Source organism: Paenibacillus sp. JT22N1 (genome assembly GCF_059692155.1).
Genome location: NZ_JCAUAW010000004.1, coordinates 176,637 through 197,952 on the forward strand (window position 1 = coordinate 176,637; position 21,316 = coordinate 197,952).

Annotated in this window: 19 protein-coding genes; all 19 read left to right on the plus strand. The window is 44.1% G+C overall.

Going from position 1 to position 21,316, the window contains the following annotated elements:
- Nucleotides 1–58 precede the first annotated feature (58 nt).
- Nucleotides 59–619, plus strand: a complete 561-nt coding sequence (cobU, locus tag AC58UU_RS09950) for a bifunctional adenosylcobinamide kinase/adenosylcobinamide-phosphate guanylyltransferase (protein ID WP_497315163.1) — start codon at nt 59–61, stop codon at nt 617–619.
- Between the two features lie 31 nt (nt 620–650).
- Nucleotides 651–1,640: an adenosylcobinamide-phosphate synthase CbiB gene (gene cbiB, locus AC58UU_RS09955; RefSeq protein ID WP_497315165.1), complete on the plus strand. Its 990-nt coding sequence runs from the start codon at nt 651–653 to the stop codon at nt 1,638–1,640.
- Complete coding sequence (gene cobS / locus AC58UU_RS09960) at nt 1,613–2,464, plus strand: adenosylcobinamide-GDP ribazoletransferase (RefSeq protein ID WP_497315167.1); 852 nt, start codon at nt 1,613–1,615, stop codon at nt 2,462–2,464. The genes cbiB and cobS overlap by 28 nt, the downstream gene beginning before the upstream one ends.
- Before the next feature lie 549 nt (nt 2,465–3,013).
- On the plus strand, nt 3,014–4,123 hold the full coding sequence (cobD, locus tag AC58UU_RS09965) for a threonine-phosphate decarboxylase CobD (protein WP_497315169.1): 1,110 nt from the start codon (nt 3,014–3,016) through the stop codon (nt 4,121–4,123).
- Complete coding sequence (locus tag AC58UU_RS09970) at nt 4,113–5,717, plus strand: cobyric acid synthase (RefSeq protein WP_497315171.1); 1,605 nt, start codon at nt 4,113–4,115, stop codon at nt 5,715–5,717. Before cobD ends, AC58UU_RS09970 begins: the two co-directional genes overlap by 11 nt.
- A 2-nt stretch (nt 5,718–5,719) precedes the next feature.
- Nucleotides 5,720–6,289 (plus strand): cob(I)yrinic acid a,c-diamide adenosyltransferase, encoded by a 570-nt coding sequence (locus AC58UU_RS09975; RefSeq protein ID WP_497315173.1) that lies wholly within the window; start codon nt 5,720–5,722, stop codon nt 6,287–6,289.
- Nucleotides 6,286–7,227, plus strand: a complete 942-nt coding sequence (locus AC58UU_RS09980) for an RluA family pseudouridine synthase (RefSeq protein ID WP_497315175.1) — start codon at nt 6,286–6,288, stop codon at nt 7,225–7,227. The genes AC58UU_RS09975 and AC58UU_RS09980 overlap by 4 nt, the downstream gene beginning before the upstream one ends.
- Before the next feature lie 128 nt (nt 7,228–7,355).
- Nucleotides 7,356–7,721 (plus strand): arsenate reductase family protein, encoded by a 366-nt coding sequence (locus AC58UU_RS09985; RefSeq protein ID WP_497315177.1) that lies wholly within the window; start codon nt 7,356–7,358, stop codon nt 7,719–7,721.
- A gap of 7 nt (nt 7,722–7,728) precedes the next feature.
- The gene (locus tag AC58UU_RS09990) at nt 7,729–8,826 is read left to right on the plus strand and encodes a site-2 protease family protein (protein WP_497315179.1); all 1,098 of its coding nucleotides are present in this window, start codon (nt 7,729–7,731) and stop codon (nt 8,824–8,826) included.
- Between the two features lie 67 nt (nt 8,827–8,893).
- Nucleotides 8,894–10,069, plus strand: a complete 1,176-nt coding sequence (locus tag AC58UU_RS09995) for an aminotransferase class I/II-fold pyridoxal phosphate-dependent enzyme (RefSeq protein ID WP_497315180.1) — start codon at nt 8,894–8,896, stop codon at nt 10,067–10,069.
- Nucleotides 10,070–10,160: 91 nt separating this feature from the next.
- A complete protein-coding gene (locus AC58UU_RS10000) occupies nt 10,161–11,315 on the plus strand; it encodes a DNA sulfur modification protein DndB (RefSeq protein ID WP_497315182.1) in 1,155 nt (384 codons plus the stop codon).
- On the plus strand, nt 11,315–12,499 hold the full coding sequence (locus AC58UU_RS10005; RefSeq protein WP_497315184.1) for a DNA sulfur modification protein DndB: 1,185 nt from the start codon (nt 11,315–11,317) through the stop codon (nt 12,497–12,499). Before AC58UU_RS10000 ends, AC58UU_RS10005 begins: the two co-directional genes overlap by 1 nt.
- Nucleotides 12,500–12,785: 286 nt before the next feature.
- The gene (locus tag AC58UU_RS10010; RefSeq protein ID WP_497315186.1) at nt 12,786–13,064 is read left to right on the plus strand and encodes a hypothetical protein; all 279 of its coding nucleotides are present in this window, start codon (nt 12,786–12,788) and stop codon (nt 13,062–13,064) included.
- A 13-nt stretch (nt 13,065–13,077) separates the two neighbouring features.
- Nucleotides 13,078–13,428 carry a spore coat protein gene (locus tag AC58UU_RS10015; RefSeq protein ID WP_497315187.1) on the plus strand — a complete coding sequence of 117 codons (351 nt, stop codon included), beginning with the start codon at nt 13,078–13,080 and terminating at the stop codon, nt 13,426–13,428.
- 78 nt (nt 13,429–13,506) lie between these two features.
- Nucleotides 13,507–13,734 carry a DUF7667 family protein gene (locus tag AC58UU_RS10020; RefSeq protein ID WP_029194101.1) on the plus strand — a complete coding sequence of 76 codons (228 nt, stop codon included), beginning with the start codon at nt 13,507–13,509 and terminating at the stop codon, nt 13,732–13,734.
- A gap of 83 nt (nt 13,735–13,817) precedes the next feature.
- Nucleotides 13,818–16,982, plus strand: coding sequence for a glycosyltransferase family 39 protein (locus tag AC58UU_RS10025; RefSeq protein WP_497315189.1), 3,165 nt, complete (start codon nt 13,818–13,820; stop codon nt 16,980–16,982).
- 162 nt (nt 16,983–17,144) lie between these two features.
- Entirely contained in the window at nt 17,145–17,687 is a 543-nt protein-coding gene (ssuE, locus tag AC58UU_RS10030) for an NADPH-dependent FMN reductase (RefSeq protein WP_171690768.1), read from the plus strand.
- Between the two features lie 299 nt (nt 17,688–17,986).
- Nucleotides 17,987–18,931, plus strand: a complete 945-nt coding sequence (locus tag AC58UU_RS10035; protein WP_497315192.1) for a 5'-3' exonuclease — start codon at nt 17,987–17,989, stop codon at nt 18,929–18,931.
- 679 nt (nt 18,932–19,610) lie between these two features.
- Entirely contained in the window at nt 19,611–21,233 is a 1,623-nt protein-coding gene (locus tag AC58UU_RS10040) for an extracellular solute-binding protein (RefSeq protein ID WP_497315194.1), read from the plus strand.
- Nucleotides 21,234–21,316: the final 83 nt, after the last annotated feature.

The window sequence follows — 21,316 nt, forward strand, 5'->3', positions numbered from 1 at the left end:
GGCATGCCGGGGTAAGGCAAGCTTACGCAGTAAGCATTGATAAGGAGGCGAAGGCGCCATGGCAGTTTTGGTTACGGGCGGCGCGCGCAGCGGCAAGAGCTCCTTCGCGGAGAAGCTCGCCATGCATGGCAGCGAACGAGGGATTTATATCGCGACTTCCCACATCTACGATGAGGAAATGAAGGAGCGTGTTGAGCTGCATCAGCAGATGAGGCTTGCCTCGGGGTATCCATGGGATACTCGGGAGGAGCCTTTCCAACTGAGGGAATTACTGCTCCGCTTGCAGGAGAGTGGGGAGGATGCCGTGGTCTTGGTCGACTGTTTGACACTTTGGCTGTCCAATTGGTTGCTCCATCATGAGGGAGAAGTAGATGCTTCTGCTCGGGTAATGAAACGCATAGACGAGCTTGTAGAAGCAGTGTCCTCCTACCGTGGACACCTCATCTTGGTAACGAATGAAGTAGGTGACGGCATTGTGCCGGAATATCCGCTTGGCCGCAGTTTTCGAGACCTGGCAGGACGAATGAATCAACGCTTAGCTGAGGTATGTGAGCAGGTATTTCTTGTCACGGTAGGCATCCCCATGGAGCTAAAAAGCAGAGCTTATCGACTGGAATAAATAAGTCTTTAGGCATGGAACGGTGATCAATATGTGGATATATTCTTGGCAGGAAATCGTTAGTATGACGGCTGCTGCCATTGCGCTGGACTGGCTGATTGGCGATCCGAAGTGGCCGACACACCCGGTTATTCTTATCGGACGATTCATCCGCTGGGTAGAAGGCAAGTTACATAAAGGAAAAGAGACATCTGTTAAATCGTCTGGATGGCTGAGAGCTAAGGGTGTGCTGCTTACAGTCTCTACTGTGGTGCTAAGCTTTAGCCTTATGTTGGTGCTAATACTTACTGCTCGCTCGATACATGAGTGGCTTGGATACTTGGTCTCTACGTGGTTTATTTCCACAACGATAGCTATTAAAGGACTAAAAGATGCTGCTTATCTAGTTTACAATCCGCTGCGTGCAGGGAATCTCACAGATGCTCGTAAGTACACGGGCTACATCGTAGGCCGTGATACGGGTGAGCTCAGCGAAGAAGAACTGACGCGCGCGGTTGTGGAGACCGTGGCGGAGAACATCGTCGACGCGGTCATCGCGCCCTTGTTCTATGCGCTGATCGGCGGAGCGCCGCTCGCAATGCTGTACCGGGCATCGAATACACTGGATTCGATGGTCGGCTACCGAAATGACAGATACCGTCATTTCGGCTGGGCGTCGGCCCGCTGGGACGACGTTATGAACTGGATCCCGGCTCGGCTGACCGGCCTCCTGTTAATCCTCGTCGCCCTGCTGCAGCCGGGCCTCTCAGCGAAGCGCGCAGCGTCAGCGATTCGCCGCTTCGCGCACCTGCACCCCAGCCCGAATAGCGGAATTCCGGAGTCGGCGGTAGCCGGGGCACTCGGAATTGAGCTGGGCGGGCTGAACGTCTATGGCGGCGCTGCGAGTGAGCGCGCCCGCCTAGGCTGGCCGCTGCGTCCGCGGACGCAGCAGGATATTGTCTACGCCGTGAGGATGCTTTACGGCGTCAGCTTTGTAGTGATGGGAGGATTGCTGTGCATACTACTCGTACTGTTTTACTAGACTGGCTGCGTGCTTGCATAGCAGCCTTTCAGTTTTTAACCCGTTTGCCCATTCCTGTGCAAATTAACTATACAGACCGAGTATTCCAAAGAAGCGTGATATTCTATCCGCTAGCGGGTTTCGTCATCGGTCTTCTTTTACTCCTAGCAGGCGAGGGGTTAAGCCTCGTCCTACCTGCGATGCCCGCAGCCGTTCTGCTGCTTGGGTTCTGGGTCGTCTTAACAGGTGGCCTTCATCTAGACGGGTTAATGGATACCGCTGATGGTATTCTTAGTCACAGACCCCGTGAGCAAATGCTAGAAATCATGAAAGACAGTCGCGTAGGCGCCATGGGTGTCATCGTTTGTGTTCTCCACCTGCTCCTCAAATTTTCGCTTCTTTACACTTTACTAGGTACTGGGAAAATAGGCGGTGTATTCTTCTTACTTGCTATAGTTCCTATCTGGAGTCGTTGGTTTATGGTTGCAGCAATTCAAAGTTGGCCCTACGCCCGGCGAGACTCAGGATTAGGGAGTTTTTTTCGCGGAGTTACCAAATGGCATGTAACTATGTCTGGAGTAGTAGCCCTTTTTACTACTACGCTTTTTATTGAAATATTTTCCACATGGCTAGCTGATTCTAGCGTGATATCTTTCTCCTTAATCTATGGTTTAACTATTATTTTTAGCTTTGCAATAGGCACAATTCTAATAGGTTGGCTTTTGGCCACGTATATGAGCCGCAAATTAGGCGGTTTAACCGGAGATACATATGGTGCTTTGAATGAACTCCTCGAAACACTACTTTTGTTGGGCATTACCGTCTTCACTTCTTACCACATGTAGGTTTGTAACATCCCGGACCGAAATATGCCTTGGGGATAAATCAGCATCATCGTGAGGGTAGATAGGCTATGGTAGTTACCAATGTTGTAATTTCTACAACAATTCACACGCCTGAAGGCTATTTTGCCTGTTGAAGTTGCAGTTTGTACAACATTTCGAACTCATTTGTTGCGAAATGGCCTGAATTGGGCCAAACTGTTGTACAAAATACAACAATGAAGGGAGAATGGTGCGATCTAGGCAGTAATTGTTGCACTTTTTACAACATCATTCAACTGAGCACAGGATTCATTTATTTATTCAAATATTTTCATTCAATCATTCAATTCATTCATCTGGCAACCACAAGTTGGGGAGCATATTTGACCAAAGATTCCAATTTAAGTCACCTCCATGAAGAACCAGATTGGATGAATGAATCGACGGTCACGGAAATACAAACTATGTTTCATCCTACTTTCATTGGAATTATCCAGTGGAATCAATTTATGTCCATGATAACGGTTTGTTCCAGTGTATAACTCATACCAAAAAGAAGGAGTGATTATCATGCTAGAACGCTATGGGCATGGAGGCGACCTCTGGACGGCAGAAGAAGCCTTTGGTCGTCCGAAGGAGCAATTCTTGGATTTCAGCTCGAATATGAATCCGCTTGGTCCTCCTTCGGTTGTTAAGCATATTCTCAGAGACGGGTGGCGCGATATGGTCAAATATCCCGACCCTGCCGTGCGTGAGCTGAGAAACAAGCTTTCGTTGAAATATGATATCGGGGTGGAAAGCATTCTGGTTGGTAACGGGGCAGCGGAACTAATCGATCTGACTGCGCGCGTATTGAAGCCCTCTATTACCGGATTAGCGAGGCCTTCTTTTAGTGAATATGAGGAAGCGGTTCATAAATCAGGTGGTGGTATTTACAACATCCCTCTAACGTCAATGCACCTTTTTGAATTGCAGCTGCAAGATATCGAAGCCGCTTATTCGGCAGTAGACTTGTTCTTTCTAGGTCATCCGAATAATCCAACAGGGAAGCTGGTTCCTCGTCAAGTGTTGGACATGCTTATGCAAAGTAACCGTAGGTTGGTGCTTGATGAGGCCTTTATGGATTTTGTACCGAATGAGCAGGAACACTCTTTACTCAAGCTCGCTTCCACCAGTCAACAGTTTTTCGTCATCCGCTCGATGACGAAATTTTATTCCATACCGGGTATACGATTAGGCTTTATGGTGGCTCACCCCGATATGATTCGGCAAATCCAACATCTTCAGGTGCAGTGGAGCGTAAACTATTTAGCACAGCGCATCGGAACAGCCGTACTTGATGATGTGGGATTTGAGCAGTCCAGCTGGAAGTGGCTGGAGGAAGAGAAGCCATGGCTCACCCAGCAGCTTGAACAATTGGGTCTTGAGGTCGTGCCTAGTGATGTGAATTTTTTGCTTTTTTCGTTTCCTGAGCGGATGGGCATCGATGTGAAGATGGTGCAGAAGCATTTGGGGCATCAAGGGATATTAATCCGAGATGCTTCCCTTTTTGAAGGTCTCAATAAACACTATTGCCGAGTTGCGATACGTCTTCGAGAAGACAATGAACGGTTAATAGCTGGGTTACGTCACATGATGGCAGAATTCATGCAGAACCGGGGGCAAGCTGATGACGAATAAGACTGTGCAAGCTGCAACACTGATGGTCCAGGGCACAGCTTCCGACGTGGGTAAAAGCATTTTAACGGCCGCACTGTGCCGCATTCTAGTTCAAGACGGCTGGCAAACGGCGCCATTTAAGTCGCAAAATATGTCCCTTAATTCTTATGTTACTTTTGATGGCAAAGAGATTGGCCGAGCACAAGGTGTGCAGGCGGATGCCTGTCGTATTTTAGCAACAACGGATATGAATCCGATCCTGCTTAAGCCGAAGCAAGACATGGTTGCTCAGGTTGTTGTTCACGGGAAGCCATACTCTGATCTAGATGCAAGGACGTATAGAGAGACCTATTTGCCACAGGCTGAAGTCATTGTGAAGGAAGCTTTAATCCGGCTGCGCAGTCAATATGATGTAGTGGTGCTAGAGGGGGCGGGAAGTCCAGCTGAGGTTAATCTGAAGGATCGCGATATTGTAAATATGCGGTTGGCAGGTTGGGCGGACGCTCCTGTGCTTCTCGTTGCTGATATTGATCGTGGAGGCGTATTTGCCTCAATTGTAGGGACACTGGAAATCTTGACGCCGGAGGAAAGAGACCGGGTGAAAGGCTTTATTATAAATAAGTTTCGTGGAGATGTTAGTCTACTGAAACCGGGCTTGGATTGGCTAGAAGAGAGGACGGGGAAACCAGTTCTTGGGGTTATTCCTTATCTGCCGCAGTTAGGCATTGAGGATGAGGACTCTGCTTCACTAGATTCCAAGCGCATGCAAAGTAAGCGGAATGAAAGCTCTCAAGGGAAACGGGAAGATCAGCTGGATATCGCGGTCATTCGCTTGCCACGCCTATCTAATTTTACGGATTTCGATCCTCTGCAAGAGGAGAAAGATGTTCATTTCCGTTATATTACACACCTCTCCGAGTGGGGAGAACCGGATGTCGTTTTGCTGCCAGGCAGCAAGAATACCATGGACGATTTACGGTATTTGAACGAATCTGGTCTGGCAGAGCGTGTGAAGGTTTTCACGCAATCAGAGAATGGTTGGGTCGCTGGTATTTGCGCAGGCTATCAGATGTTGGGCGCCAAGCTGCTTGATCCACATGGCTACGAATCAGATCATCCTGAGCTAGAGGGACTAGGGCTTTTACCAACGGAGACCGTATTTACTTCCGATAAACGGACCGTTCAAGTTCAGGGAAGCAGCACACTTTTTGCTGAAAATAGCTCTGAGATTGTCATTGATGGCTATGAAATCCACATGGGGCGGACGCGTTATTTGCAAGAAATGGTAACGCCTTTCCAGATTAAGGCTCTTACCAGCTTCGATGATGAAAGCTCTGATAACGTTCTGCACGGAGACGGGGCAGCTGCGGACCATGGGCGTGTTTGGGGGACGTATTTACACGGGATTTTGCATAATGATGACTTCCGCAGAGCCTGGTTAAATCGTATTCGCAAACATAAAGGGTTATCCCTAATCGAGGAAGGCATTCGTTTTAAAGAACGTCGAGAAGCTGCTTTCGATAGATTGGCTGACCACGTTAGATGTCACTTGGATATGAATCGTGTTTATGAGATGATGGATATATCAAAGCCTTGGAAAAGGGAGGATGTTTAAAGATGAAAATTTATACTCGAACTGGAGATGCGGGGCAAACAGGCGTAATCGGTGGTCGTGTGGATAAAGATGATGATCGTGTTGAGGCTTATGGCACAACGGATGAACTGAATTGTTATGTAGGTCAGGCGATGAGCTTTATGGATCCTGCGAAGTACCCTGATTTACTCCCAGATTTGCTGCAGGTGCAGCATGAATTGTTTGATTGCGGTTCAGATCTCGCTCTCTTGAAGCAAGAGCTGCGTCCTTATAAAGTAACCGCGGAAATGGTCGATATGCTGGAGACTTGGATTGATAAATACGATGCCGAAACACCGGATATTACACGATTCATTTTGCCTGGTGGCGGTACTGTTTCATCCACACTTCATGTTTGCCGTACTGTATGCCGTAGAGCAGAACGCCGGGTGGTAACGCTTGCGCGAACACAGCCAATTAATCCAGAAGTGCGCAGATACTTGAACCGACTGTCCGATTTATTCTTCACCATTGCCCGCACTGCGAATCACCGTGAAGGTATTACTGATGTGGAATATGTGCGCAGCGCTGAGGTGTTTAGACGTAAATCATGAGTTATTATGAACCGTTAGTATACATCGTACCGCCGGAGGAAGAGGGCTTTATACTCAAGACGGTGCTGCAAAAAAGATTGATGGTCTCTCGCAAATTGCTATCCCGCATTAAACTGACCGAGCAGGGCATAACGGTGAATGGGGTTAGACAATACATCAACATTAAGGTGAAGGCTGGCGATCGTGTAGAGATTCGTATGGAAGAAGAGCAGTCTGAGGATATCTTGCCGCAGGATCTTCCACTGCACATTCTGCATGAAGATGAGCATCTGTTGATACTAGCCAAGGATGCCGGTATCATCGTACATCCGACGCATGGGCATTATTTGAATACGATCGCCAATGGCGTTGTGTATCACTGGCAGCAAGCGGGTATTACGTGCCGTTTCCGTCCCGTGCATAGGCTTGACCAAGAAACGTCAGGTGTACTGGCTATTGCAAAAACGCCCTATGTACACCAGCAAATATCAGAGCAGATGATTCAGCATAAGGTGAAAAAAGAATACCTGGCCTTTGTGTGGGGCGTTTTCACAGCAAAAAGCGGAACGATCAATGAACCGATTGATCGCGATCCTGAACAGCCACATGTTCGTATCGTTACCCCTGACGGATATTCAGCAGTAACTCATTATGAGGTCGTGGAACAATTCGCGCATGCCGCTTTAGTTCGAATATGGCTTGAAACCGGTCGCACACATCAAATTCGTGTGCATATGCGCCATTTGGGACATCCGCTGCTTGGAGATAAAATGTACACACTTCCAGAGTTTGAGCAAAGTTTATCAGCAGTAGAAGTCAGTGAACGACTGGGTCGTCAGGCTTTGCACGCTTATAAACTGGGCTTTGTGCATCCAGGAACAAGAGAGTGGACGGAGTTTAATGCTCCTTTGCCTGCAGATTTATCTGTTTTACAAGCTTGGCTGAAAGAAAGCAACTAGATAAACAGAAACCATCCCTTTTGTAGGATGGTTTTTCTTTGTTATAACTTGACTTTCCTTATCAATTAGCCCAGAATTTTAAGTAGTATGATTTATATCAACTTAGACTTAAAGGAGCTTTAAACATCATGGGAGTAAAAGTATTTTGTTACGATAAATGCGGGACATGCCGTAGTGCCGTAAAGTGGTTGAAAGATCATCATGTAGATATTACAGAAAATGTTCCTTTATTCGAAACGCCGCCCTCTGCCAAGGAATTGGCTAAGCTGCTAAGTGATAGCGGTTTGGAAATCAAAAAGTTTTTTAATACTTCCGGAGAAGTATATAAAGAGATGAACCTGAAAGACAAACTTCCCAGCATGTCGCAAGAGCAAATGCTCGAATTGCTCGCCTCTAACGGCAGGTTGATTAAGCGTCCGATCGTAACCGATGGTCATAAAGTAACAGTGGGCTTCAAGGAAGCAGTATATGACGAAGTATGGGCGAAGGGGTGATCTTAGGTTGGAAGAGAAAAAGAAACCAGCAGGTAAAAAGTCACCACTAGCCATTGGCGGTTTTATAGCTGTTCTATTATCACAAGGGAAACTGCTTTTAGGCTTACTAAAGCTTGGTAAAGCTGGCGGAGCCATCATCTCAATGTTCATTACAATTTGGGCCTATGCCTATCTCGCTCCGTTGCCCTTTGCGATTGGCATCGTCCTGATGATTCTCATACATGAACTCGGTCATGTTTTCGCTGCCAAGATGAAGGGGCTTCCAGTGTCAGCGCCAGTATTTATTCCTTTTCTTGGAGCACTGATTACAATGAAAAAGAATCCTACTGATGCTGCAACGGAAGCGTTTATTGGCATAGGAGGCCCTATTCTTGGAACTATTGGTGGCGTTGCCGCTTTTGGTTTGGGTGTATATACCGATTCCCCTGTCATTGTTTCGGTTGCCTATGCCGCATTCTATTTAAACTTAATTAATTTACTCCCTATTCATCCTTTAGATGGTGGGCGAATTTCTACAGCAGTAACTCGTTGGTTGTGGATTCTGGGTTTAATCGGCGGTTTGGTATTTATTTACTATATAAATAGCCGTGTAAGTCAATTGATTTTCTTTGCGATATGGGCCATGTTCGCTTGGGATTTGTATAAAAAATACGTGAAATTCAGAAATCAGGAAGAGCTTCTTTCGGTTTCCACTCGGTTTGATTTTAGGGCGGATCATTTGCTCCAGCAGGGATATATCATTCCGGGGGAGAATCACACAAGAGATCTAGAATATATGACTTACTCGGATTTGCAGGGCCATGCGGAAAGTAGACAAACCATTGTGATGTACTGGCATGGGATAGGGTTCGAGGGTCATGCTTTATTGCCTCAGCAATCCATCATTAAAAGAGTTCAGTTAATCAAAGTGGAACGTATGCAGAAAGAGAATGGGTTTTATTTAGGATTACAAGTAAAAGTGGATTATTCACCTCTAGGGATACAGGAGCTTTACTATGATGTCCCTGCGAAAACACGTTGGAAATTCGGAATCGCTTATCTTGCTCTCGTTTTGTTTTTGCTTTATATGATAAGACTTGTTCATCAAGTGGGAATTATCGACTAACGCTTTAGAGTGCTCGCCCTATTAATTACTGATATGAAGTGAATTTATCATAAAGAGGATATAAACCATGAAAATTACAGGATCAAAGAGACTTAGTCAACTAGGATCGGCTATTTTTTCAGAAGTAGCAGATTGGAAGAGAGAGGTTATGAACCAAGGGGTAGACGTCATAGATTTAGGTATAGGAAGTCCTGATCTACCTCCTTCTGATCGAATTATTGAAGCAATTACTGAAGCCGTTCGAAACCCTGCGCATTACGGTTATCCAACATCTGAGGGAAGTTTAGCATTTCGAGAAACGGTTGCCAAATGGTACCGCTATAGATTCGGTGTGGAGCTGAGTCCGGAAAGTGAAATATTAACTCTGATGGGCTCACAAGATGGTCTTGCTCACTTAGCGCTTTCACTCTGTGATCCTGGGGACATTGCCATCGTCCCTGATCCAGGTTACCCCATATATTCGGCAAGTCTCGTGCTGGCGGGAGTCGAACCTTACTTGTTGCCGCTGCGCGCAGAACACAACTTTTTACCCCAATTAGAGGACATCCCAGTAGACGTGGCTGCTAAGGCTAAATTCATCCTGCTTAACTATCCAAGCAATCCATTGTCTGCTGTTGCAGATCGTGCATTCTTTGAGCATTTGATTACCTATGCCAAGAAGCATGACTTGCTTGTCGTACACGATCTTGCCTACTCCGAAATGGCTTTTGACGGCTACCGGCCTATAAGTATTTTGGAGATAGAAGGCGCTAAGGAGGTTGCTGTAGAGTTTCATTCACTGTCAAAAAGTTTTAATATGGCAGGTTGTCGAATCGCTTTCCTAACTGGAAATGCAGGCGTAGTGAAGGCTCTTAAAACGCTGAAATCCAATATCGATTATGGTGTATTCAGTGCCATTCAAGCGGCTGGAATTGCAGCATTAGAGGAAGACATGGAGCATAATCACTCCGTTGCCCATGTGTATGAAAGAAGACGAAATGTGTTTATCTCGGCGCTAGCGGAAGCGGGTTGGATCATACCACCACCCAAGGCAACTATGTTTATCTGGGCTCCAATTCCAAAAGGATGGACATCTCGACAAATTTCCCGGGAAATGTTATATCATGCCGGTGTTGTCGTTATTCCAGGAGACGCTTTCGGGGCCGAGGGAGAAGGCTTTGTGCGAATCGCATTGGTACAAGAAGAGGGTCGATTACTTGAGGCGGCAAAGCGAATAGGAGATTGGCTTCGTACATTAGAATGAAAATTAGAGATATTGGTAAAAATAGGAGAATGAGAGACATATAGATGTTTACGTAATGAAATAAAACTTAATTGTTGAAAGGGGTAAGCATATGGATGCCATTTCCTCATTATCGGAGCTTTTAGCTGAGCAGAAGCCTTCATCGTTCGTAGAAATTCCCGGAATTTTGGGGCAAACATTTGGGCAAGCGACAATTGCAGCTACACTGCCCATGAGCAAATTATTTTCAATCTATGAAGTTGATTTAGAAGTTCAACGTGCGATTATTCCGCGTAATCTTTCAAAACTAATTGATTACGTTAATTTGTATTTAGAAGATCGCCAACCTATTTATTTCCCGGGAATCATTTTCTCGGCAAGAGGTGCAGGTCATTATGACGAAGATCAACATGCGCTTCGTTTGCAGCCTATTGAGAAATTGTACGTAGTGGATGGTCAGCATCGTTTGGCCGCTTTCCAACGTATTATGGAGACGTTACAAAGTCAAATGGCTCGTGCCAAGGATCGTCGTGAGTACGACAAGATGGAAGAGATCACGGAGAAGCTGCGCCGTTTGTACGCTTTCCCTATCTCAACGATGACCTATTTGGACATTAATGCTCGTCAAGAGCGTCAGTTGTTCTCTGACATTAATAAGCTTCCGCGCAAGCTTGGCGGCAACCTGGCGGTACTTCGCGATCAGCGCAGATTCTATCACGTTGCTGCGTCTGAGCTTGCAGCCAAAGCGCCAGCTATGCAGAAGTTGACCGTAGATATGTTCTCTGAACGCGGGAAGTCACCTGAGTATTTGTTCTCCTATCACTTGCTGATTGAAATATTGATTGCTTTGTTAGAAGGCAGAATGAAATCAGCAGCGCGTAATAATGGCTATCAATATGAGGATAAAGAGCTGCAAGATCTTGTATCCTTGGCGGGAACCTATTTCAATGGCTTATTGAATTACTTGCCCGAACCAACTAAGGGTGAAATCGTATGGTCTGAGAATATCCAAATTGCACTTGCTCTGTTTATGCACGAAGAAGCTACGAAACCAGGTAAATTTAATCGCTATGCACTTGAGCACGCATTAAAAATACTTCCGCATGTGAATTGGAACAACATTTATGCAGGAGAAGAGAAGGATCGGTTGCCGAGACGGACTCGCATTATGAAAGCCTACAACCATATCAAAAACTTTTATCAAGATCAGAATGCATTTCTAATCAGCGATGCCGATTCTTACAATTCCAAGGAGGACGTGAGCTAATGGAAGGATTACGCCTTAAGATGACCATTCATCCTTTTTGCGATAAGTTCGGACTTTCAACTGTAGCTTTACGCGTTCAGGATCTGTTGAATTATACGATGATTGACCCTATGGTGCAGCGTAAGCTGAGCAACATGCAAAGACGCAAAATCTCCACCTATTTGCAGGAGCGCGAGCTCGATCATGTGTTCTTCGGACCTGTTACGCTGTCATTGCGTGAAGTGAATCAACTGTCCAAGGGTGAGAAGGAATTCCTTCTGAAGCATGGATCCAAGCTATCTATTTTGGACGGTCAGCATCGTATCTTAGCGCTAGGCTATGTGAATGATCAGATGCAAAAAGAAGTTAGACGTTATGAGAAGAAATTAGTGGTGCTAAAGATCAAACAACGGAAGTTTCCAGAGGATGCTGAAATTAGGCAAGAGGTTGAGGAAACAGAAGGTACAATTAATCAGCTTGAGGGAAGACGTCTAGATTTGATGGAAACACAGCTTGCTGTGCAAATCTATATTGGCTTAACTGAGGAAGAAGAGCAGCAGTTGTTCGGCGACATTAACTCTAAAGTCCAGCTGGTGAGTAAAGAGCTTGGTCATTCCTTCGACTCCATTGATCCATTAAATCTGGTTATTCAACAGGTTGTCGATCATAATGTCTATCTCAAAGCAGCCGGTGTTGAGCGTCGCAACAATTTGACTTCGTTCAATCGTAACTTTACGTGTTTCAGCTGGTTATATGCGACTGCGACGATGCTTTTTTCAGGCAGAATGCAGCCATCCTATGAGCTTCAACGTAAAATTCGCCACGATCCATCGACGTATGTAGAAATTTTGCACCAATTTTTTAATACGGTCCTGCCGATGATGCCAGAGCAACCGGGCTTGGCGCAGTATACATCTGCCAATCGTGTGATCCAAGAAAGTATTGCGCTGTATGCCAATCGCTTCTTATTCCCGAACGGTGAGTATAACGAGGAATGGACGAATTCTTTGCAGCTTCTGGAAGGCTTCGATTGGTCGCATGACAATGAGGAATTGATCTACGTATTTGGCGCGTTGGATAATGGTAAGATCAATCTTATCCACGAGAAATCGCTGAAAAAGCATGTGAAGCTTGTTCAATTCTTCCTTGAAGGCACGGATAGCGCAAGTGCGGATGAGGATGATGTGGCTTCTTCAGCTTCATAAAACACTGGCAAAAAGACAAATGAGAGATTGACCTCATTTGTCTTTTTTTTGTTTAAGGGGCGCGGGGGGAGAATGAATGCAAATGTGACTGACAAGGGTTCCCGTGTGAAATGTTCACCTAAAAAGGTTGGAAAATGGACGGAAAGAAGCTGACTGTACCTGTTTACACGACAGTGATTTTAAATTTGAACTGGAAGAAGGCTGTTCCTGATTATCCAAACTTTGTCATAAAAATTTATGAATATGTGCATGCTATACGTATTCTCGAAAAAACAAAGGAGACAACATGCAAACTCAACAAGAACAACAACAAACCGCCATTATGCAGGTACCACCTCAGGTAATTACAACCAAGGACTCTCAGTATTTAAAGGACCAATTATCGTGGGAGCTCTTAGCCATGAAAAAATGCCGCCATTTTGCGCAGGAATGCTCGGATTCAGAAATTAGACAATTGATTGATAAGGCCGGTCAAATGCATCAAAAGCATTACATGCTCTTATTAAAACACCTGCAAAACAATAATACAGAGGAAATGAAAAAAGTTCCTCAAACACAACAATGAAGGAGGATCGTATATGAATCAGAATCCACAAGTCATCAAGAATCCTAAACCTGCCAATGAGCCGCAAGTCAAAGGTTCCGAATTGAATGATCGTGACCGAGTAAACGATATTTTGGCGACGGAAAAATACTTAACGGATAGCTTTAACGTATCTGCCAGAGAAGCAAGTCACACTTCCCTACACCAGGATATTATGACGATTTTGAACGAGACACATCAATGTCAATATGAACTATTTGAAATGATGTTCAGAAAAGGGCACTACAAATTAGAGGCCGAAGAACAAACGAAACTGGATCAAACCTTTCAACAGTTTTCTAATTATTCAACGCAATTCCCATATCAAGGCACAACTATTCAGTAGACATATTGTTTCAGTCTTCCCATTTTTGACCATACTGCATAATGTAGCTACTTAACTAGCAGGAGGGTATCCCAGACCATGTTGGCCGTTCATCAACGTATGGCGGAGTTATGGACATTACGCAGAGCGCGAGAGTTAACACGTGCAGAGCAAGATGAATTACTGCTGTGTATGGAAGCTAACGCGACATATGTATGGAACCGTTTGAAGCTGGAAAATTTATCGCTCTGTGCTTCGCTCACTGGAGACTATGATTGGCTGCATGAAATTTGCGAGCGCATCGAAAAGCTTGAACCCAAGCACTGACCTAACCGGTCGGTGCTTTTTTCCTTTTCTGCAAGAGAGTGGACGGGTATAATGGTAGTAGTCTAAATCTAAGGAGCTGTGACATGGTAAGCTGGTTCAAGCAATTGTGGGGGGCTCCCCATAAATTCTTTATTCTGGGTTTACTGCTATTAACCGCGTTATTACTAAGATTATATCTAGCTCCCCTCTGGGTGGGCTATGATACTGACGTACGAACGTTCCTAGCGTGGGCAGATCGCGCATATACAGTAGGTTTATCCGGATTGTACACGAACGCCAAAGACTACTTTCTCGATTATCCTCCTGGGTACATGTATGTCCTGTATCCCGTTGGCTTACTGCACCACAAGCTGTCGATTCCCTGGGAGAGTGCAGGGTCACTGGTCATTCTGAAGCTTCCTGCCATTCTGGCTGACCTAGTCACGGTTTACCTCTTGTATCAGCTAGCGGTTAACCGCCCGGGCGGGGCACGGACATGGAAACAAGGCATTCTAATTGCTGCTTTATTTGCCTTCAATCCAGCGATTTGGTCGAACTCCGCGATATGGGGACAGGTTGACTCATTTTTTATGTTATTTATTCTTGCAACTTTGTTACTACAACAGCGGGGGAAACTCCCACAAGCCGCGGTTTTTATAGCACTTGCCCTACTTCTTAAGCCTCAGGCACTTCTTTTCGGTATTTTTCTACTAATCGATGTTTTACGAAAGCGCAGCATGATGGTATTGTTGTTGAGTGTTCTAAGCGGAGCTGCAACGATGGCCGTGGTTTCACTCCCTTTTGCCGTTGGCAGAGGGTATGGCTGGTTGATCGCTCTATACTCAGGTACCTTAGCTTCGTATCCGTATGCCTCCTTGAACGCGTTCAATCTTATGGCACTTTTAGGTGGCAATTTTATCGATATGAATAGCAGTATCCTGCACATCTCTTACCAATTGATCGGGTGGGTGCTTATGGTGCTATCCATCTTCTATGTTTGCTATTTATATGTTCGCAGCAAAGGACGGCGTGGTGCCTTACTGTATGTGGCTTTCTTATTTATCACCGCCGTTTTCATATGTATGACCAAAATGCACGAGCGCTATCTGCATTATGGGTTATTGCTCGCGCTGACCAGCTTCATTTACATAAAGGATCGCCGGATTCTGGGGCTCTTTATTGGTTTTAGCATCACTCATTTTATTAATATTGCCGATGTGCTGTTACGCAGTTTTCATCAGGATTATCACATTCCGAGATATGATCCCTTGATGTTGGTCGTTTCGGCCATCAATGTTATGATGTTTGCCTATGCATGTTTATTGGGATGGAGGCTTTTCGTGGAATCACAACAAGAACAGAAGGTGGAGGAGCCAGTTCCGCTGCCAAAAGAGCAAACAATATACAAAGAGTCCGAACGGTGGAATGCGATTTTCAAACCAAGTAGGGATGAGGTAGAAAGAAGCACAAGGGGACGTTTTTTCACGAAAAAGGATGTGCTTTATCTTGGCGCTTTAGTGTTGGTTTACACGATAATTGCTTTGTTCCATCTAGGTGGGCATAAGGCTCCTACAACGTTCTGGAAGCCAACAAGCGTAGGAGAAACGGTCATTGCTGACCTTGGCAGCTCGCACAACATTACGAGAATTAACACCTTTGCAGGTGTAGGTGAAGGGGCTTATTCGTTCTGGTTTTCACAGGACGGTACGCAGTGGCAGGATCAAATATCGGTGAAATCCGACCACACCAAAGTATTCACTTGGAACACAGTCGAGCCTAAGAAAGATGCGCGTTACGTTAAAATGGTCATTGATGCGCAGGAAGGAGCGGCGCTGCATCTTCATGAAATTGGTATTTTCGGAGATGGCAACACGGCTATTTTGCCGATTGCTAAGGTTTCGGAACAAGATGTAAACGCGGCTGATGAAGGTACGATAGCTAATTTGTTTGATGAATCTGCTACAGTACCGTACACGCCTACATATATGAATGGGTCTTACTTTGATGAGATCTATCATGCTAGAACCGCCTATGAGCATCTTCATCAAATAGAGCCCTATGAAAGCACGCATCCACCGCTGGGTAAAGTTCTAATGTCTATTGGCATTTATGTGTTTGGATTGAATCCGTTTGGCTGGAGAATCATCGGAACGCTGTTCGGCGTCGGTATGATTCCAATCATGTATGTGTTCGCTAAGCGAATGTTCGGCCGTTCAGAATATGCCTTTATCGCTGCTTTCCTGCTTACCTTTGATTTCATGCACTTTGCGCAGACGCGAATCGCGACGATAGATGTTTACGGCGTATTCTTCATCATGCTGATGTTCTACTTTATGTATCGTTACACAACGCTCAGCTTCTATAGGGAGAAGATTTGGACTACGCTAATCCCCTTAGGGCTATCAGGTCTTTTCTTCGGAATTGGAGCTGCATCCAAGTGGATTGTTATCTATGGCGGTGCAGGTCTTGCCGTGCTGCTGCTATTATCCTTATTAGAGCGGTTCAGCGAATATCGATTCGCACGAAGTTTGCTGCGCGAGGCGGAGAATGAGCCTCCACTTACAGAACCGGAGCGCAGCCGACTGCAGCTTGTAGAGAAGCTTTTCATTCGAAACACGCTGTTTACTTTACTCTGGTGCGTACTCACGTTTGTCATCGTACCTCTAGGTGTTTATACGTTATCCTATATTCCGTTTATGATGGTTCCCGGGCCGGGGCACAATCTGAAGGATGTGGTCACCTATCAGGTGCACATGTACAAATATCATAAAGATTTGGTCGCAACGCATCCTTTCTCTTCCCCATGGTGGGAGTGGCCGATGATGCTCCGGCCGATATGGTATTATCAAGCTAAGCTCATGCCGCAAGGCATGCTTTCGAGCATCGTCTCGTTCGGGAATCCGCTAGTATGGTGGCCGGGCTTCATTGCCGTGATTCTTTCGTTTTATGTAGCAGTTACACGTAAGGATAAGTTACTGCGGATGCTGCTAATCGCGTACTGCTCGCAGTATTTACCGTGGATTTTAGTACCAAGGCTCACATTTATTTATCACTATTTCGCGATGGTGCCATTCCTTGTGCTGATCTTGACCTATTACATCAAAGAGTATTTAGAAGAAGGACCGCTACATAAGAAAAGATGGGTCTACGGATATTTAATTGCCGTATTCGTTCTGTTTGTTCTCTTCTATCCGATTCTTTCGGGGATGATCATTCCATCCAAATATTCCTTCTTCCTCCGGTGGCTGCCGGGTTGGAATTTCTTTTAAACAAAAAGTATTGACGTTCATAAAAGGCAATGGTAATATAAACCCAAGTAAATTACTATGAATTAAAATAAGTCGACCCAACAACAGGAGACTCCCACTTTGTACATAGCAAAGGCAGCGGAGTCTTTTTTTCATCCCAAACCCTAATGGAGAGTGAATCAAATGGCTAAAGTTGTTATTATTTCTGGAAGTCCAACACCTACGTCCCGTTTACATGGCGTTATCGAAGTGGCAAAAAGTGAACTTTTGAAAGCGGGCTTGGAAGTGGAATGGATTAAGGTACGCGACATACCTGCAGAGGATTTGTTATATGCCAAATTTGACAGCGAAGCTATTGTAAAAGCGAACGCGCATGTTGCCGAGGCAGATGCCGTATTCGTAGCTACACCGGTATATAAAGCCTCTTACACAGGTGTGCTAAAAGCTTTCCTCGACCTGCTTCCGCAAAAAGGCCTCGATCGTAAAGTTGTGCTTCCGCTAGCCGTTGGAGGGACGATATCTCACTTGCTAGCTATCGATTACGCTTTAAAACCGGTGCTGTCTGCATTAGGCGCGCAGAACATTCTGCAAGGGGTTTACGTGCTCGATAAACAAGTAACATGGGGCGATCAAGGACAAGCCATATTGGACGATGAAATTGCAGATCGACTGCAAGAATCCGTGACTGAATTTATTCAAGAAATTAAATGGCATACGAGCCGTTAAAAACGAATAAATAATGGAAAACCACTGCTGGTACCTTTTACTAGTAGTGGTTTTTTGTGTCCTGAACAACCGTTCCCATGCTATACTACTGGTAGAAATTATACGTTATGATTTATAGAATAGGAGCGATTATTTTGTCTGAAACATCGAAAATGACTCATAATTTTGCTAAGGAAAATGATTGAGCATTTGCAAAAGTTTTAATATTATAGTTTTATAGTTTGGATAAATTTTCAATTCCATGGGTATTTAATATTCCGAGGCAGCAATAAATAAAGTTTGGATTGGGGAGATTTAGGTTGAATGATGAAATTAAAAAAAGAGTGCTTTTAGTTGACGGAATGGCTATACTTTTCAGAGCGTTTTATGCGACTTCTTACTCAGGTTATATTCGAAAAACTAGCTATGGACTGCCAACAAATGCTGTATATGGATTTATTCAATATTTTTTTGATGCTATTAACACTTTTAACCCAACGCATGTAATTTGTTGTTGGGATATGGGTAGTAGCACTTTTCGAAATGAGAATTATAGCGAATATAAACAAAATCGTGCGGAAGCTCCTCTTGAGCTTTTGCCGCAGTTTGATTTGGTAAAAGAAGTCGTGGCAGAAATGGGGATCCCCAATATCGGCTTAGTAGGCTACGAAGCTGACGATTGTATTGGAACTCTATCAAGTAGACTTCAGAATGATTCTGAGGTATTTATATTAACTGGGGATCATGATATGCTTCAGTTAATTACTGAACAAGTAAAAGTCATAATAATGAAAAAAGGTAAATTAAATTACTCTATTTATGACCTCGAGACGCTTTATTCCGAAAAGCAATTAACACCTTTGCAGGTTATCGATTTAAAAGGATTTATGGGGGATACTGCTGATAATTATCCAGGGGTTAAAGGCATAGGAGAGAAAACTGCACAAAAGTTACTAGCTGAGTATAAATCAATTGAAGGTTGTCTTGAAAATATTGAACTTCTCCCAAATAGCATTAAAAATAAAATTAAAGAAAATTTGGAAATGTTACATCTATCAAGAGATTTAGCTCGGATACGATTAGATGTACCAATCGAGTGCGAATTACACGAATGTATTTGGGATTTGAGACGTGAGGCCGCAACAAAAAAATTCATGGAGTTAGAATTTGGAGGCCTTACAAAACTACTAGGTGAAATTGATGATTCATCAACGGAGGACCCTTTTGTGATAATGACAAGTGAGGTAGCTGTTTCTAATTCTTAGTATGCTTGAAACAAATAAAGGAGGCCATTAGGGCCTCCTTTATTTGTTGTATAATTCCATATTAGATAACATTAATGAACTTTTTTCTTACATAACTAGATAATATGCGAGTTGAACCCGAACTTCTCCATAAAAACTCGCCCAAATTCTTGTATATTATAATCTTTGGTGATAAAAGCGATCCCTTTCACCGTTTTAAAATGCATAGATTTCCTGTTGGCATTGTCGTACTATAATTAAATTATTTCACGGAGGGCCATTCGGAAATATTCAGACTCGAAGTCCAGAAGCGGATGATTGGACACAGCCACATTTGATGATTGAGGATATTAAAAGATACTCACAATCCAGCAGTAAAATGTAGATTAATAGTGCACTAGGAATTGTAGAAAAAGCTAAATGAGGACATTTTCGCGTGTATCATCAGCATGTTAAATTTGATCATTTTCCACCTGTTGTTCATTTTCCACACTGAAAAAATCCTTAATCTATAAGGTTTTTCGGGAAATTTCAGGACGAAATAAGAAATAACGAAATTTAATGAAAACGGTTAATTTACTCTTGTTGTAAGTCTCCTATAATTGGGGTTAGTGCTGGTGTCGATCCTACTACAAGCCCCTATGAACCAGATTAGAGCGGCGATAGCACAAGTCTTAAACATAAAAAGGGAGGAAAAAAAATGTCTCGAAAGCTTTTAGTAGCACTCTCATCTCTTACCCTAGCAGGATCACTTCTCGCAGGGTGTGGAGCGGGAAATGGTGGAAATGCAGGAAACGCAGGAAACGCAGGAAACGCTTCTACTACACCAAGTGCAAGTGCTTCGGCTAATCCCCAACAATATGGTGATACAGGAGGAATCAAGCTTCCTATTGTAGATAAACCGACAACGCTTACATGGATGCTAGTCAGCGAAAATACCAACTTACAAGATTCGATGGTCATCAAAGAAATTGAGAAGCGTACAGGTATTAAAGTAGAGATTCAGGCTTATTCCTCTCAGAGCTACAAGGACAAGCTCAAAGTTGTACTTGCCTCCGGTAAGCTTCCTGATATTTTCCACTCACAAACGATACCAGAGCTGAACAAGATGGGCGGACAGGGAGCCTTAGTACCGATTAACCAATACCTGGATAAACTTCCTAACTTCAAAAAACTTTATGTGGATGATAAAGATAACAATTGGGTCATGAAATCATGGTCCGATGACAAAAATAATTTATATACTTGGCCGGTCTACGGATTACAGCGTGATGTGAACCACGGATTCCTTTACCGTAAGGATGTATTTGATAAACTTGGAATCAAAGAGTGGACGAATAACGAAGAATTTTACCAAGCGCTCAAAAAGCTGAAAGCAGCATATCCCGACTCCTATCCTTACGCTTCCAAAACGAAGGAAGTTATTTTCAAGGATTGGACTTATGGCTGGGGAGTGGGCGGAGTAAGTTATCCGGCTTATTTCGACGAGAAAGCAAAGACCTGGAAGCTTGCGTATACCCAACCGGAATTTAAAGAGATGCTTGATTTTATGAAAAAGCTTTACAACGAAGGACTTATGGATCCAGAATTTATTACGGATACAGATGCTTCTTGGACAGCAAAAATGACAACGAATAACAAATCGTTTGTTACCTTCGACTGGATTGGAAGATTGGATTCGTTCGCGAATCAAGTGAAATCACAAAATCCAGATTACAATCTACGTTATGGAAATCCTGTAGGTCCTACAGGGAATATCCGCACACTGCCCAAAATTGACCAATTCGGTATTGTGGTATCCAACAATGATAAAAAAGAAGCCGCACTCAAGCTTCTTGATTATTTGACCAGTCCATCCGGGTCTTCCCTTGTAACAATGGGGATAGAAGGTGAAACCTACAAGATGGAGAACGGCAAGCCCGTGTATCCTGAACTGAAGGATCTTCCACTTGTAGACATTAAGGTTCTTGAGAAAAAATACGGCATGTGGCTGGAAGTCATGTATTTGCGTCCTAACAAAAGCAGCGTTTACTACAACTTTACGGAAAAAGAGAAGGAAGCACAGGATAAGATTGTTAAAAATAACAAGTTTGAAGTTGCAGATCCCGTTTTGAAATTTACAGACGAAGAAACAAAAATTTTGGCTGAGTTTAGAGTGCAGCTTGAGAAAGCCTCTAATGAATTCAATACCAAATACGTAATTAAGAAAGAATTTGGAGAAAGCCAGTGGAAAGAATGGCAGCAAAATGCTGAAAAGCTGGGTGCGTCCAAATACATCGATGCGTACAACGCTGCACAAAAACGTTTCAATGAAGCCAAATAATTAAGCCAATCATGTGATGAGCCAGCGGCACCTGGATGTGTCTATATCCGGGTGCCCTATTCTTACAATATTGAGATGGGAGG

Coding starts and splice junctions, on each gene's coding strand:
- cobU (WP_497315163.1), top strand. CDS start 59: ATGGCAGTTTTGGTTACGGGCGGCGCGCGCAGCGGCAAGAGCTCCTTC.
- cbiB (WP_497315165.1), top strand. CDS start 651: ATGTGGATATATTCTTGGCAGGAAATCGTTAGTATGACGGCTGCTGCC.
- cobD (WP_497315169.1), top strand. CDS start 3,014: ATGCTAGAACGCTATGGGCATGGAGGCGACCTCTGGACGGCAGAAGAA.
- AC58UU_RS09970 (WP_497315171.1), top strand. CDS start 4,113: ATGACGAATAAGACTGTGCAAGCTGCAACACTGATGGTCCAGGGCACA.
- AC58UU_RS09975 (WP_497315173.1), top strand. CDS start 5,720: ATGAAAATTTATACTCGAACTGGAGATGCGGGGCAAACAGGCGTAATC.
- AC58UU_RS09980 (WP_497315175.1), top strand. CDS start 6,286: ATGAGTTATTATGAACCGTTAGTATACATCGTACCGCCGGAGGAAGAG.
- AC58UU_RS09985 (WP_497315177.1), top strand. CDS start 7,356: ATGGGAGTAAAAGTATTTTGTTACGATAAATGCGGGACATGCCGTAGT.
- AC58UU_RS09995 (WP_497315180.1), top strand. CDS start 8,894: ATGAAAATTACAGGATCAAAGAGACTTAGTCAACTAGGATCGGCTATT.
- AC58UU_RS10000 (WP_497315182.1), top strand. CDS start 10,161: ATGGATGCCATTTCCTCATTATCGGAGCTTTTAGCTGAGCAGAAGCCT.
- AC58UU_RS10005 (WP_497315184.1), top strand. CDS start 11,315: ATGGAAGGATTACGCCTTAAGATGACCATTCATCCTTTTTGCGATAAG.
- AC58UU_RS10010 (WP_497315186.1), top strand. CDS start 12,786: ATGCAAACTCAACAAGAACAACAACAAACCGCCATTATGCAGGTACCA.
- AC58UU_RS10015 (WP_497315187.1), top strand. CDS start 13,078: ATGAATCAGAATCCACAAGTCATCAAGAATCCTAAACCTGCCAATGAG.
- AC58UU_RS10020 (WP_029194101.1), top strand. CDS start 13,507: ATGTTGGCCGTTCATCAACGTATGGCGGAGTTATGGACATTACGCAGA.
- AC58UU_RS10025 (WP_497315189.1), top strand. CDS start 13,818: ATGGTAAGCTGGTTCAAGCAATTGTGGGGGGCTCCCCATAAATTCTTT.
- ssuE (WP_171690768.1), top strand. CDS start 17,145: ATGGCTAAAGTTGTTATTATTTCTGGAAGTCCAACACCTACGTCCCGT.
- AC58UU_RS10040 (WP_497315194.1), top strand. CDS start 19,611: ATGTCTCGAAAGCTTTTAGTAGCACTCTCATCTCTTACCCTAGCAGGA.